Source organism: Candidatus Omnitrophota bacterium (assembly GCA_041649175.1).
In the GTDB taxonomy this organism is placed as follows: Bacteria; Omnitrophota; Gorgyraeia; order Zapsychrales; family JBAZNR01; genus JBAZNR01.
In genome coordinates this window covers 324,391-337,370 of the sequence record JBAZNR010000002.1, presented here as the reverse complement: position 1 = coordinate 337,370, position 12,980 = coordinate 324,391, and the positions used below count along the sequence as shown (strand labels likewise).

General features: G+C 44.1%; 12 protein-coding genes and 4 tRNA genes. All 16 read right to left on the bottom strand.

Annotated elements, in window-relative coordinates:
• Nucleotides 1-23: 23 nt before the first annotated feature.
• The 16 genes from WC676_06710 to WC676_06635 all read right to left on the bottom strand — a co-directional run bounded on the left by WC676_06710 (nt 24) and on the right by WC676_06635 (nt 12,817).
• On the bottom strand, nt 24-1,220 hold the full coding sequence (locus WC676_06710; GenBank protein MFA5060299.1) for a cofactor-independent phosphoglycerate mutase: 1,197 nt from the start codon (nt 1,218-1,220) through the stop codon (nt 24-26).
• The gene (locus WC676_06705; protein MFA5060298.1) at nt 1,217-1,867 is read right to left on the bottom strand and encodes a phosphopantothenoylcysteine decarboxylase; all 651 of its coding nucleotides are present in this window, start codon (nt 1,865-1,867) and stop codon (nt 1,217-1,219) included. The genes WC676_06710 and WC676_06705 overlap by 4 nt, the downstream gene beginning before the upstream one ends.
• Nucleotides 1,857-2,909: a threonine synthase gene (gene thrC / locus WC676_06700; protein ID MFA5060297.1), complete on the bottom strand. Its 1,053-nt coding sequence runs from the start codon at nt 2,907-2,909 to the stop codon at nt 1,857-1,859. Before thrC ends, WC676_06705 begins: the two co-directional genes overlap by 11 nt.
• Nucleotides 2,910-4,208: a homoserine dehydrogenase gene (locus WC676_06695; GenBank protein MFA5060296.1), complete on the bottom strand. Its 1,299-nt coding sequence runs from the start codon at nt 4,206-4,208 to the stop codon at nt 2,910-2,912.
• Nucleotides 4,201-4,617 (bottom strand): PilZ domain-containing protein, encoded by a 417-nt coding sequence (locus WC676_06690; GenBank protein ID MFA5060295.1) that lies wholly within the window; start codon nt 4,615-4,617, stop codon nt 4,201-4,203. Before WC676_06690 ends, WC676_06695 begins: the two co-directional genes overlap by 8 nt.
• Nucleotides 4,590-4,667: transfer RNA gene (locus tag WC676_06685), tRNA-Pro, on the bottom strand. Before WC676_06685 ends, WC676_06690 begins: the two co-directional genes overlap by 28 nt.
• Nucleotides 4,668-4,691: 24 nt before the next feature.
• Nucleotides 4,692-5,699, bottom strand: coding sequence for an NAD(P)H-dependent glycerol-3-phosphate dehydrogenase (locus WC676_06680; protein ID MFA5060294.1), 1,008 nt, complete (start codon nt 5,697-5,699; stop codon nt 4,692-4,694).
• A gap of 7 nt (nt 5,700-5,706) precedes the next feature.
• Entirely contained in the window at nt 5,707-6,072 is a 366-nt protein-coding gene (locus WC676_06675; protein MFA5060293.1) for a PilZ domain-containing protein, read from the bottom strand.
• Between the two features lie 236 nt (nt 6,073-6,308).
• Nucleotides 6,309-8,204 carry a DUF6798 domain-containing protein gene (locus WC676_06670; protein MFA5060292.1) on the bottom strand — a complete coding sequence of 632 codons (1,896 nt, stop codon included), beginning with the start codon at nt 8,202-8,204 and terminating at the stop codon, nt 6,309-6,311.
• 21 nt (nt 8,205-8,225) lie between these two features.
• Nucleotides 8,226-8,930, bottom strand: coding sequence for a glycosyltransferase (locus tag WC676_06665; protein MFA5060291.1), 705 nt, complete (start codon nt 8,928-8,930; stop codon nt 8,226-8,228).
• Between the two features lie 124 nt (nt 8,931-9,054).
• Nucleotides 9,055-9,128, bottom strand: a tRNA-Gly gene (locus WC676_06660).
• Nucleotides 9,129-9,353: 225 nt separating this feature from the next.
• Nucleotides 9,354-9,436 (bottom strand) — tRNA-Tyr (locus WC676_06655).
• Nucleotides 9,437-9,479: 43 nt separating this feature from the next.
• Nucleotides 9,480-9,552 (bottom strand) — tRNA-Thr (locus tag WC676_06650).
• Between the two features lie 243 nt (nt 9,553-9,795).
• Nucleotides 9,796-11,307 carry a GldG family protein gene (locus tag WC676_06645; protein MFA5060290.1) on the bottom strand — a complete coding sequence of 504 codons (1,512 nt, stop codon included), beginning with the start codon at nt 11,305-11,307 and terminating at the stop codon, nt 9,796-9,798.
• A 68-nt stretch (nt 11,308-11,375) separates the two neighbouring features.
• On the bottom strand, nt 11,376-12,089 hold the full coding sequence (locus WC676_06640; GenBank protein MFA5060289.1) for an ABC transporter permease: 714 nt from the start codon (nt 12,087-12,089) through the stop codon (nt 11,376-11,378).
• Nucleotides 12,086-12,817, bottom strand: a complete 732-nt coding sequence (locus tag WC676_06635; protein ID MFA5060288.1) for an ABC transporter ATP-binding protein — start codon at nt 12,815-12,817, stop codon at nt 12,086-12,088. The genes WC676_06640 and WC676_06635 overlap by 4 nt, the downstream gene beginning before the upstream one ends.
• Nucleotides 12,818-12,980: the final 163 nt, after the last annotated feature.

Here is a 12,980-nt window from a genome sequence, read left to right as displayed (position 1 = left end):
CTTGCCCTTTGTTTTTGGTGTTGTTAACCCTTGATAAAATATTCGATGAGCGCTTCCCCACTTTGGAATTTTAATCCTTTTTGTTGCGCGGTTATTTCGTTGTATTCTTGAGCACTATCGTTAATGATACCTTTGCCGTACATCACAAAACAAACCGGATCGCTTGTGTGCGTGCGTTTCTTAACCGGTGTGGGATGATCCGGCGCGATCAGAATACGGAAATCGCTGTGTTTGTCAAAATGATTTAAGATCGGCCCGACGATCTCTCGATCAATGCGTTCAATGCACGCCGTCTTCATTTTAAAATCACCGTTGTGTCCGGCTTCATCGGGCGCTTCAATATGGACAAAAACAAAATCTTTTTTCTTGAGCGAATCTAAAGCGGCCTGCGCTTTTCCGGCGTAATTGGTGTCATAGTATCCGGTTGCGCCGGGAACGGTAATAACGTCAAGGCCGGTCAGCTTCCCTATGCCGTTGACGAGATCGACGGCAGAGATCACTGATCCCTTAATGCCGAATCGCTCTTCAAATGACGGCAAATGCGGCCGGGTTCCTTGCCCCCAAAGCCAGATCATGTTCGCCGGATTTTCCTTGAGGTCAAGGCGTACTTGATTGATGGAATGATTTTCCAAAATTTTCTTCGAATGTTCCATGAGCCGCAAAAGGATTTCGGCTTGGCGTCCGCCCGGCAAATAGCGCTTGATATCCTGCCCCGAAATATCGTGCGGCGGAGCGCATTTAATTTTGGCTAAGAGTTCCTTTTTATTTGTTTTGATGACGACCAGATGCCGATAGCTTTTTCCGGCATAAAATTTAACGCCCGGAATATCAATTTCTTTATTGAGCGTTTCAATAATGGGCGCGGCTTCTTTGGTAGAAATATGCCCGGCGCTGTAGTCGGCCATTTTACCGTTAGAAATAGTAACTAAATTGCAACGAAACACGATCTCATCATTCGCGAGGGTGATGTTGAGATTGGCGGCTTCTAGCGCGGCCCGTCCGGAAAAATGTTTTTTGGGATTATAGCCGAGCATGGCCAAATTGCCGATGTCGGATCCCGGCGGCATTTTAGCCGGAATTGTTTGAACTAAGCCGACAAAACCGTTTTGAGCTAAATAATCCATATTGGTCGTATGAGCAACTTGCAGAGGTGTTTTGTCGCCTAATTCCGTGACGGGCTCATCTGCCATGCCATCGGGAACTATAATGATATATTTCATAGACATCTCTTTAAGGTTTGAATGATTTTTCTTGCCGTAACCGTTTTGGTTTTTGCTTGCCCTAAAACGTTTTTCTTTGAGCCTAAAATATAACTGCGATAACCGTTTTTGTCAAAAGTGTTTGCGATGACAAGGCCGCAACCGGCATTTGTAAAAAGGCGTCCGGCTTTTGTTAAAAGCAAGTTCTTACTTATGTCTGATTCGAGTTTAAAACCGACCAAGAAAGCCCGGGGGCATATTTTCTTGATCCGTTCGATCAGCTTCTCAGTTGGAGTGAGCTTAAGCGTTAACCGTGGAATATGTGAGCTGAGTTTCGCGGAATAGGTTTTTCGAAGTTTGTAATCCGAAACAGCTGCCGCGTGGATGACAACATCATATCCTTTTTTTAACTCTTGGCTTAATAGACGCTTAAGTTCCTCAAAAAAAAGAAACGGAATGATTTTTTTTGGTTTGCAGTTAGCCGGATCAGTCGTCGGCCCTTGCAAAAGTGTTACGAGAGCCCCTTCTTTAATGAGTTCCTTGGTGATCAAATGCCCCAGCGTTCCGGTGGATCGGTTGCTGATAACACGCATATCGTCGATCGCGACCCACGTCGGCCCGCACGTCACCAGGACTTTTTTATTTTTTAAAGAGCGTTTAGTAACCAATGTATTTTAATATGGTTTTAAGATCAACTTTAAGCGAAACAGGTTTCTTGATGCTTTGAATAGCGATGTTGGGATCTTTAAGCCCGTGTCCGGTTAAAGTACACACGATCGGCCCTTTTTTATCGCGAAAATAATTTGCGGCGTTCAGTTTTAAAATTCCGGCAACGGATGCCGCGGAGGCCGGTTCGGCAAAAACACCGTCATATTGCGCTAATATTTTATACGCCGATAATATTTCTTTATCGGTGACAGCATTGATGAGCCCTTTTGATTCGTCGCGTGCGGCAAGTGCGGATTTCCAGCTGGCCGGATTTCCTATCTTGATAGCGGTTGCGATCGTTTTAGGATCTTTGATGATCTTATTTTTGACGATTGGCGCGGAAAGCGCGGCCTGAAATCCTAGCATCACCGGAAGCCGTGATGATCGACCGGCATTTTTATATTCTTTATACCCTTTCCAGTACGCGGTGATGTTCCCCGCGTTTCCAACAGGGATCGCGTGGAATTCCGGAGCGTCTTCCAAAAAATCACAGATCTCAAAGGCGGCAGTTTTCTGCCCCTCAATGCGAAACGGATTTAAAGAATTAACCAACGAGATCGGATATTTATTCGTTATCTCTTTAACCAATTCAAGGGCATCATCAAAATTTCCCTTAACCGCAATGACTTGGGCATTGTGGATCATGGCCTGCGCCAATTTTCCTAAAGCGATATTTCCGTCGGGAATAAGGACAATGCATTTCATAGCGCAACGCGCGGCATACGCGGCTGCTGAGGCCGAAGTATTTCCGGTGGAGGCGCACATAACGGCGGTTGAATTGGCTTCCAGGGCTTTTGAGATCGCCATGGTCATCCCGCGGTCTTTAAATGATCCGGTGGGATTTAATCCTTCGTATTTAAGATAAACATTGAGCCCGATCTTTTTTGTCAGGTAATTTGACAAAATAAGCGGCGTATTCCCTTCATTAAGCGAAACAACGGGAGTTTTATCCGTTACGGGTAAGAATTCTTTATAGTGTTCGATAATGCCGCGCCAAGCCATTTAAAATTTCTCCATTCGAATAGCAACGGGGTCGCTTCTAACAATAGCCAGCCGGCTGATCTTTTCTAAGGCTAGGCGGATCTTTTTTTCTTTAGCCGGATGTGTGAGCATAAAAACCGGAACCGCCGAAGAACGTTTGTGTATTTTTTGGGTCACCGAGGCAATGCTGATACCGTGTTTTCCTAAAATGCCGCTGATAACAGATAAAATTCCCGGCTTGTCGATCGCCATGAACCGAATATAAAATTTCGCCTCGATATCATCCATTTTCTTTAATTTTAAAGTTGGGTTTTCTTTGACCAAGCTTTCAATTCTTGCGGCTGATTTTAATTTATGCCGAAGCGCCAGGTTGATCAGATCGCTGATGACTCCTCCGGCGGCCGACATTTGTCCCGCGCCTTGTCCATAAAGCAAAACGTCTCCGGTTGGATACGTGTCTAGTAAAAGCGCGTTAAAAACGCCGTTAACGGATGCCAGAGGATGATTCTTGGGGATCAGTGTCGGATGGACGCGCGCTTCCAGGCGGTCGTCTGATTTCTTTGCGATCGCTAAAAGTTTAATGGTCAAGTTTAAACTTTGCGCGTATTCAATATCCGCATGGGTGATATGCGAGATCCCTTCCGTATAAACATCTTTGATATCAACAAATTTTCCGAACGCCAAAAAGATCAAAACGGCCAGTTTGTGCGCCGAATCCATCCCGCTGATATCCAGCGTCGGATTACTTTCCGCGTAGCCGCGCTGCTGAGCTTCTTTTAGCGCATAGTCAAAGGTGCATTCATTCTTGGTCATTTCACTTAAGATGAAATTGGAAGTTCCGTTGATGATACCGTAAACACCGTTAAATTTGTTTCCGGCTAATCCTTCGGCGATGGACTTGATAATGGGAATTCCGGCGCCGACAGAAGCCTCAAAATAAATGTCACGGTGGCGCTCTTTTCCTTCAGTAAAAAGTTCCTTGCCTTTATGCGCTAAAAGTTCTTTGTTGGCCGTGACGACATGTTTTCCGTTGCGTAATGATGTCATCATGATCTCTTCGGCCGGTTTAAGCCCTCCGATGAGCTCAACGACGACATCAATTTCGCTGTCATTGATGACATTGTTATAATCTGTTGTAAAAACAGTGGACTTGCTTAACCCTGTGCGGTTGATGGCGCGGATATTACGGTCACAGATCTTCTTAATAACAAATTCGGTATCGAATTTTCGGGCGATGAATTTTTTTCGTTCCGTTAGGAATTTGACGACTCCGGATCCGACAACGCCAAATCCGATCAGTCCCACATTAAGTTTATTCATTGCTGTTTTTCTCCTCTTTCATCTTTAAAAATGTCTCGATCACGCGTTTTAATATAATTTCGACTTGAGGGGCTAAAGGGCTAAAGACAAGCCGTGTTTCATAGATCATTCCGGTGATCTTTTCGCTGGATTCCAGAACCGTTCCTTCCATATGCGCCGTGTCCGATAAATAGGGTGTCTTTAATTCAATGGCTAGTTTTGTGGACGGCGCGTATTGCACGGATGTAATAAAACAGATCCCTCCTAGGCTGATATTGCGCACTTGAGAGACATCATGTTTGACTGCCGGATCATTGCGGTCAAAGTAAGAAATAATGAAATGCTTGGTGATCCGGATATAGCGCCGACGTTCTTTATTATTCCAGTTTTCCATACATTTAATGGTCGGAGCGGTGAGATTTGAACTCACGACCCCTTGTACCCCATACAAGTGCGCTAGCCAAGCTGCGCCACGCTCCGACAACTCTCCTTAAAATTAAGTTTTTATTCTGACTTTAGTGTTCGTTGCATTAAATCGGTAACAGCTTTTCGGACATTTTTTTTCTGATAAATAATACTATAAACCTGAGATGTGATGGGCATATCAATTTTATTTTTTTTGCTTAAAAGAAAAACCGCTTTGGCATTGCTGATCCCTTCGGCGATCATATTGGTCGAGGCGAGGATCTGCTTGATGGTTTTTCCTTCCCCGAGCTTTTCGCCGACACGGCGGTTGCGGCTTTCAGGGCTAAAACAGGTGGTCGCCAGATCGCCTAACCCCGTTAATCCCGAAAATGTTTTTGCTTGGGCGCCTAAAGCAATACCTAGGCGCGCCATTTCCGCTAAGCCGCGCGTTAAGATAGCCGCTTTCGCGTTACTTCCAAATCCTAATCCGTCGCAAATGCCGCAAGCGATGGCGATGACATTTTTAACGCTTCCCCCAAGTTCGGTGCCGACAACATCGGTGTTCGTATAGATCCGAAACGAATTTGAATTAAATATCTTTTGTAATTTTTTAGCGATGACCATATTTTTTGACGCGATGACAGCTGTTGTCGGGATCCCCAGCGCAACTTCTCTGGCGATGGTTGGCCCTGAAAGGACCGCCAAATTCACAGCCCCTAATTCTTCATGGATGATCTGCGAAATACGTTTAAGTGTTGAGATCTCGATACCTTTCGTTACGCTCAGCAGAGCCTTTCCTGAAAGATCGAAATTTCTTAATCGCTGAACGATGCTGCGCGTATACTGAGACGGGATCGCCAAGACAATCACCGAAGCGCCGCTAAGCGCGAAAGATAAATCGCCGGTAATGGCAACGCTTTGAGGAATCGTTATTTCGGGTAGAAATTTTTTATTTTCTCTAGTCGCGCTAACTTGTTTTGCGTAGGTGGGAAAAGCTCCCCAAAGCTTAACGGAGTATCCTTTTTTGGCTAAGTGGATCGCCAGGGTTGTTCCCCATCCTCCATCGCCCAGGACCGCAATTTGTTGTAAAGATTTTTGTTGTTTCATGGAAGTGTTATTCTCGTTCTTCTCGTGTAATAAATTGCAACCCGATATCATAATGGTCATCGGAGACTTTATCCAGCCAGACAACTTTTCCTAAAATCCCGTGCTGTAAAATAACGGCATTTTTATCCAATTCTTCACAAAGGCTTAACGCGTCGGTGTCAAGTTTGAGCCATAAGGTGCAACCCACGGGAACTTCCTGCGAAATAGTACAGCGCAAACCGTCGCTGCTGATATTCTGCGCGTAGCCCTCCATGATCTTTGAGATCGTCTCTTCCTTACAGACTTTAAATGCCAAAGGAGTTTGGCAACTGATGCGTATTGCGGCGCGTCGTTCGGGAAGATTTTGATTTTCGTCGTTAATTGCGCTGCTCATTTCCAATGAAAATTAAAGGAGGGGCGGCCTTTGGCTTTTGCCAAAGGCCGCCCTCCGGATTTTTTCGCTTATACACGCTCGTTTATACTGCTTTTGAAGGGCGTAACTTAGTGTGTATTATATACTATTATATAGGCTGTTCAAGAGAAAAATCTTGACAAATCGTCTTTATAAATTTCTTTATCCGCTGAAAATAAACAACTTAGAGGAAGGATACAGGCACTGCTGTATTTTTTCTATCGAGGGCCGGAAACAGCAATTTTGTAAAGCGCAAAACTATTATTTGCGTAGATCTTCTGCAGAACTCCCTGCTTTTCTTTCGGCTGGGAATAACTGGTAAAAATGATGTGGGTCGCTTGATAGCGTACGATCGCGTTTGTGAGCGCAGAACGGATATCATCTTTAATTAATACGCGAAACGCCGAAACATCATCTCGCCGTCGTCTCCACTCTTCCGCGGCATGATAATCAAATCCGACAATGCCGCAGTCACGCTCGCAACAGATGAGCGTTCGCTCGGAGAGGATCCTAAACCCTCCCATTTCCATATCGATCGGCGCGAGAATGACGGCATCTTTGGGGGTGTCCGTTTGTACGTGGCGTTGAACATCTTCCCAATCCCTTTGTAATTGCCAGAAACCGGTGCCTTGTTTTTCGATAGTGACATAGCGATGGTGGCGGTATCCAAAATAGACAAGAAGAATAATCAAGGGCAAAATGATGAATAGCTGAGCCGACGAGAGGAGTTCTTTCTTGAGTTTTCTCGTCAAGAAAGAATTTATGCCGTAAAAAATAGCCGGCAGAATAAGGATCAGCGCGATCGTTAAATAAAAAGCCCTGGCTCCATTTCCGGCCAGCCGCTCTTTTAAAATAAAGATCAAAATGGCGCAACAAACGCATCCGATGATTTTTAAAGCAATTTCGGCCGCGCGTTCTTTCTTGATGCGGGAAAGTAGTTTCTTGGCAAAAAGAAATATGGTCAAAAGAATTGCCGCCAAGATCGCGATGGTATCGCTAAAAGAAAAAAAGATGAACATAATAAGGATGCAATAGGCGTTAAACGGTTTTTCGCTTTTGATGAGGCGGATGAAAAAAAGCGAGGAATATCCCATAAAAATGAAATTCAGGAATTGAATATTTCGGACAAAATTGAGGTCAATGATAAAGCGCGACGGTTGGATGTAGGTAAAGAAATACGAAATTGCCATAAGTGCTAGCGCGCCAATTAAAACAGCGGCCACCTTTCGCTCGCGTCGAAATTCCTCATTGTGGCTGAAGTTGAGAATAAGCAGAAAAAGAAAAAACCAATATTTTTGCGTCGCGAAAAACCACTCTTTGGGATTCGCGAATAAATGCCCCAAAGTCATTCCGTCAAAAATAAAGTTTTGCGGGCATCCGAGCTTGTAAAGCGGTATCCACTGCGACGGGCTGATGGTGTTTCCCCCGGCGATGTAATGCGGCAAGCTTTTGTTAAGGATCCAGATCAATATCGGCAAAGCGAAGAGAAAATATGATAAGCATGACTTCAAGAGGATAAGCCATCCGTGGCGTTTGGTGTTCAATCCTAAATAAACCAAAAGATAGAACATCGGAAAAAAACTATAGAGGGCGTGAAAATTTGTCGCGAACCCTAAAATGCCCGAGGCGAGGATAAATCGCTCTCGAAACAAAAAGTAGATCCCTGCCGGAATAAAGGCAAAGCTGAATTCCTGATGGGAAAATGTTCGGTAAAGGAATTCGGGCGTGTGGCCGAAGAAAATAAAGATCGCCGTGCAGATGAACGCTGCGCTTTTTTCTTGGGCTACAAATTTCCAAAGTTTAAAAGTCCAGAATAAAAGAAAATAGCGGGAAAAAAGATAAAGGATGAAATAAGCCGCTGGAATTTGACCGACGGTAATAATGCGGGATAAGATGATGTAAAAATAGCTGGTGAAATTATTTTTGAGGCTTTGAACGTAATAATCGCCCGGATACAAGTTGGGGTCAATGAGGGATTTTAAAAGCGGGATCTCTAAATGCTGATCGTCCCAGTTGTATTTATAGCCCATAACGACCAGAAAGATCGCCAAAAGAATAAGGCTAAGGAACCAATCCGACCGGATCGTGTTTCGGAAATTCTTTTTTAAAGGCATGTTAGGTTGTGAAAAGGTGGCCTATCGCCAGACAAAGATCTCTCGGATCACTTCGTACAAAAAGCAAGCGCCCCAGCGCCAAATTTGGAGTTTCCGTTCCCCGCCGACTCTGGCAGGTTCGTCTCCGGGAATTTCGCCGATCTTTAGTTTTCGCTTGGCGGCACGAATAGACAAAAGAGGTTCCCAGCTTATGTTTGTGTTGAAAAGTTTTTCCTCTTTTTCGAAACTCGAATCTTTAGTGAGATCTAGGTCGTAAATGAGTTGTTTTCTGTAGGCTCGGTAAATAACCATCGGGTCGGTCATACCGCCGCCAAAGAAAAGGCGGATCATGGTGCGAAAAGACCAATTGCCGAAACCTGTGATGGGGTCGTCATCTTCGCTTTTGGCGCCCGGCGCATAACGAGAGACGATTACCATATCATAACCTTGCTTCATCTTTTCGATACAAACCGGAATAAGTTCTGGAATTGAATTTCCATCGGGGCTAAATGTCAGGATGACATCACCGGTAATGTGCGGCAATGATTCCATATAGGCGTTACGCATTCCCTTTTTTTGCTGGATAACGACCGGGTAACCCATTTGTTTGCAGTATTCGATGGTGCCGTCGGTTGATTTGCCATCGACGATCAATAACTGGTCATACCACTCTTTTTTGATCTTCGGCATGATCTCTTTCATGCCGATCACTTCGTTGAGGGTAGGAATAAGCAAGGTTACTTTCATTTCGTTTTCCTTTTTTAAAGGGTTGAAAAAATGGAGCGAGAGAAGGGAATCGAACCCTCGTATCCAGCTTGCTCCGCCCTTCCCCTTTTTATGGTAGGCGGAGTCTCGCTTACAGAAAAAAACTTGGAGCGAGAGAAGGGAATCGAACCCTCGTATCCAGCTTGGAAGGCTAGTGTTCTACCACTGAACTACTCTCGCGCGAAAATCTTCCACTGCGATGCACAGAAAGATTGAGCGTCCTGAGCTCTTTTTTTATTTTCGCTTCAGTAAGCGAAGGACATTAATAAGAACGAACGGGAGAAAAGTTTTTTATTTGGGTTGACTCGGGCGGAGCCTCGTCAACCCCATTGTTCCTTTTCTCATTATCGGGTAAAACCTTTCCCCATTTCTGGTTGAAAGGTTTTACCCGAGTGGACGAAACAATGGGCAGAGAAGGATTTGAACCTCCGAAGCGCAAGCGCAACAGATTTACAGTCTGTTCTCGTTGACCACTTGAGTATCTGCCCGAATTAGCGTTTGGGGTATAGGATGTACCTAACCCCTAATTAAAGCTGGCGAGAGGAATTGAACCCCCGACCCACGGTTTACAAAACCGTTGCTCTACCAACTGAGCTACGCCAGCAAATGTGAAAAAACCAAGGAGCAAAACAGCTGCTCTTCCCTGCTCTTCTATTTTTCAATTTGTTGAAGCCGGGACTCCGGTTACCAATTTCATCAGAAAGACCGGAGCCAACCTTGAGCTACGTCGGCGTAATAATTCGACCGAAAATTATTTTTTCAAGCGCTGTAATATATCAAATTTGCGCAAGGGTGTAAAGAAAGATTTCCCCAATCCTGAACGCTTTTAGCTAAAACATCGGCATTTCTAACGGCCCTGCTTTTTCCAAATAAAAAGCCCGATCAGCGCGATCAAAAGCGGGACAGAAAAAAGAAGCACAATGACGATACGCTTTTGCTGGCTGGTTAAATTCAGCTGATGGATCTTGATATCTTTAGATTTTAGGGAAATATCTTTGTCGAGTTCCGAAAGCCAGCTGATCGCATTGGAAGCGATTTCGGCGTTACTGTATTGGGAAATAAAATTATTGGTTAGGAATTCCCCATCACCAAAAACAATGACCTTGGTGTCGGATTTTCTTTGGTCGTTTTTAGGTTCCCAGGAAACAGCCGCGATGATGACCGGCCCGGGATCGTCCTGTCCTTGTTCAAATTTCACTTGAAGATTACGGTTTGTCTCAGCCCAGCTGTTTTTACCGGAGGAGGTCAATACTAAAGGTGCCACGCGGATAGTTGAAGATGCGTCTGTTAAAAGCGAAATGGAACGCGGACGGATGTAAAACGTATAATCTAATCCGTCAACGATCTCTTTATGTTTTGGGTAATTGCGCGTCGCCGGACAGCCGACATCCTGGCCGGCATGATTTTCTAGGTCAACGGCAACATCATCGTTAATTTTAAATCCCCAGCGATTAAGCAAATTATTAAACGGCGGATTTTTCTGGCGATCTTGTTCAGTTAAAACCGATCCTTCTTCTGCCATTGGTGTTGATTCGATCAAAAATAATGCTTTTCCCCCGCCCTCTAAATAATCTTGGACCAATTTATCTTCCAATGGCGATAATGCCGATTTTGGCCCGGCGATCACTAAGACATCGCAGTCTTTCGGGATCTCTTTGGTGGCTTCTAATAAGGTCTCTTGCGTGATGCAATTATTCTCATTTAAAAGAGCGTTAAAAATGCTTAAGCCCTCGGGTTTTGTATCGTGGATGGAATATTCGTTATGCCCCGCAACAAAACAGATCTTTCGTTTGTCGCGCCCCACTTGGACGATGGCAGTTGTTAGCATCTCCTCCGTTAGCGGGGCTTCGGTAAAGTCAATATCTTGGCGCTCTTTATCGCAAAGGACCACTGCCTTTTTCTCATCGGCGCGGATCGTATTGCCAAATTCTGCGGCGGACCCCAATTGTTCTAAGGGGTCAATGACCTGTGCTTTGATATATTTAGGATTTAATTTCTGATATTCAGCCAAGAGGTCCTGAATATATCCGGGCGGGATCCCGACGTATAAAACGATCAAGCGGACATCTTTTTTAATAGACTTAACGATCGATATTGTTTCGGGGTTTAAGGTGTGCTGTTTGTACTGGGTAAGGTCGAACCTGACATTGTATTCAAGTCCGGCAATGTTTAAGGTGATGAGGCCGATGAAAAGCAAAACAACACCGCTGACAATGAAGCTGTGCTGAATGACTTTAAAGACCGTGAATATTTTTTTGATTTTCTGGGCGGATAAGAATAGAGCGCCGATCAGAAAAAAAGACCCGGCGGATAAGAAAATTGCGCTCGAAAGATCAGTTCCTTGATTGATATAGTTCAAGCTCATCCCAAGAAAAAAGAAAAGCAATGAACCTATATAAAGGAAGAAAGAACAGCTTTGTTTAACTTTTATTTCCATAGACGGTTTTCAATACTTAATCGAGTTAAAAACAGACAAAAGCCGATGGATGTGACGTAATAGATCAAGTCAGAACTTTGCACAAGCCCGCTGCTAAAATATTCTGTCCGGCTCCAGAAGCTTATGTTCCGGATGATCTCCGCCGTAACAGGATCGGCATATTTTACAAAGACGGCCGAAAGATAAAGTGTTAGCAAAACAGCGTAAGAAATAATGGCGGCAATGATCTGATTTGCCGTCCAGGATGATATGAGAATTCCGACAGCGATGAACAAAGCACCCTCAAGCCATATGCCAAAATAACCGGCCAAAACAGCCCAGCGGTCCGGTTGCCCGAAATATTCGATGATAATGTAGTAAATGAACGTCGCGAAGATCAGGGATGTGAAAAATAAAAGTGTCCCTAAATATTTTCCCAAAACAATAGTGGTATTGGAAATGGGCGATGTTAGCAAAAATTCAAATGTCCCCTGCCGTTTTTCTTCGGCAAAGACTTTCATTGTTAAAAGCGGTATGGTAAAGACGAAAATAAATTCCATCAACTTGAACATGTCGCGCAAGGATGCTTCTCTATTTTGGTCAATGATCATAAAAAAGAAGACGTTAAAAACAGAAATAGAAATGATCAGAATAATGTAGGCCATGGGAGACTTAAAATAAGTTCCCCATTCTTTTGCGGCGATGGCAAAGGCTTTTTTGATCATGGTCGAGGCTCGGTTGAAGCGGTTAGTCTTAAAAAAGTATCTTCCAAATTATTTTTTCCTTGGGGGCCGTTAAGCATATTTGCCAGGGAATCGTCCGCAACAATTTTTCCTTCGCTAATAATGACGACGCGATGGGCGATTTGTTCTATTTCAGAGAGAATATGTGTGCTTACCAAAACCGTTTTTTCTTTTCCTAAATTATTGATAAGATTTCTAACTTGAATGATCTGCAGCGGATCAAGCCCGTTGGTTGGTTCGTCTAATATAAGGACTTGTGGATCGTGAATGATCGCCTGGGCGATGCCAACGCGCTGTTTAAATCCTTTGGAAAGCGAAGAAATGGCCTTGTTTCTAACTGAATCAATGTCACAGCTAGCAAGCGTTTTATCGATCTGTGATCTTGCCGTGGTAGCGTTAAGGCCTTTAAGCTGCGCGGCGTAACGAAGATAGTCAGCAACGCTCATTTCAGGATATAGCGGAGGATTTTCGGGAAGATAGCCCAAAGATTGTTTTGCGCAGAGAGGATTTTTGACGATGTCGTATCCGGCGATCGTGGTTTTCCCCTGGCTGGGCGGAAAATAGCCGGTTAAAATGCGCATCAACGTTGTTTTTCCGGCGCCGTTGGGCCCTAAAAATCCGACAATCTCGCCTTTGGCGATCTGAAAGGACACATCGTTTAAAGCGCGGGATAAGCCAAAAAATTTTGAAACTTTGTCGACAGTGATCATTTTGTTTTTTTGTAGTTTATCACGGGTATAGTGAAAAGTCTATATGGTTTCACGATGGTTTCACGGCTTTATTTTGATTTGATTTTCAATTTCTCTTATGATAAGCTAACACATAATTTTGAATTTATCGTTTATTCTAAATATTTTCTCGAAAAGGAGCAAC

Coding starts and splice junctions, on each gene's coding strand:
- WC676_06710 (MFA5060299.1), bottom strand. CDS start 1,220: ATGAAATATATCATTATAGTTCCCGATGGCATGGCAGATGAGCCCGTC.
- thrC (MFA5060297.1), bottom strand. CDS start 2,909: ATGGCTTGGCGCGGCATTATCGAACACTATAAAGAATTCTTACCCGTA.
- WC676_06695 (MFA5060296.1), bottom strand. CDS start 4,208: ATGAATAAACTTAATGTGGGACTGATCGGATTTGGCGTTGTCGGATCC.
- WC676_06680 (MFA5060294.1), bottom strand. CDS start 5,699: ATGAAACAACAAAAATCTTTACAACAAATTGCGGTCCTGGGCGATGGA.
- WC676_06675 (MFA5060293.1), bottom strand. CDS start 6,072: ATGAGCAGCGCAATTAACGACGAAAATCAAAATCTTCCCGAACGACGC.
- WC676_06670 (MFA5060292.1), bottom strand. CDS start 8,204: ATGCCTTTAAAAAAGAATTTCCGAAACACGATCCGGTCGGATTGGTTC.
- WC676_06665 (MFA5060291.1), bottom strand. CDS start 8,930: ATGAAAGTAACCTTGCTTATTCCTACCCTCAACGAAGTGATCGGCATG.
- WC676_06640 (MFA5060289.1), bottom strand. CDS start 12,089: ATGATCAAAAAAGCCTTTGCCATCGCCGCAAAAGAATGGGGAACTTAT.
- WC676_06635 (MFA5060288.1), bottom strand. CDS start 12,817: ATGATCACTGTCGACAAAGTTTCAAAATTTTTTGGCTTATCCCGCGCT.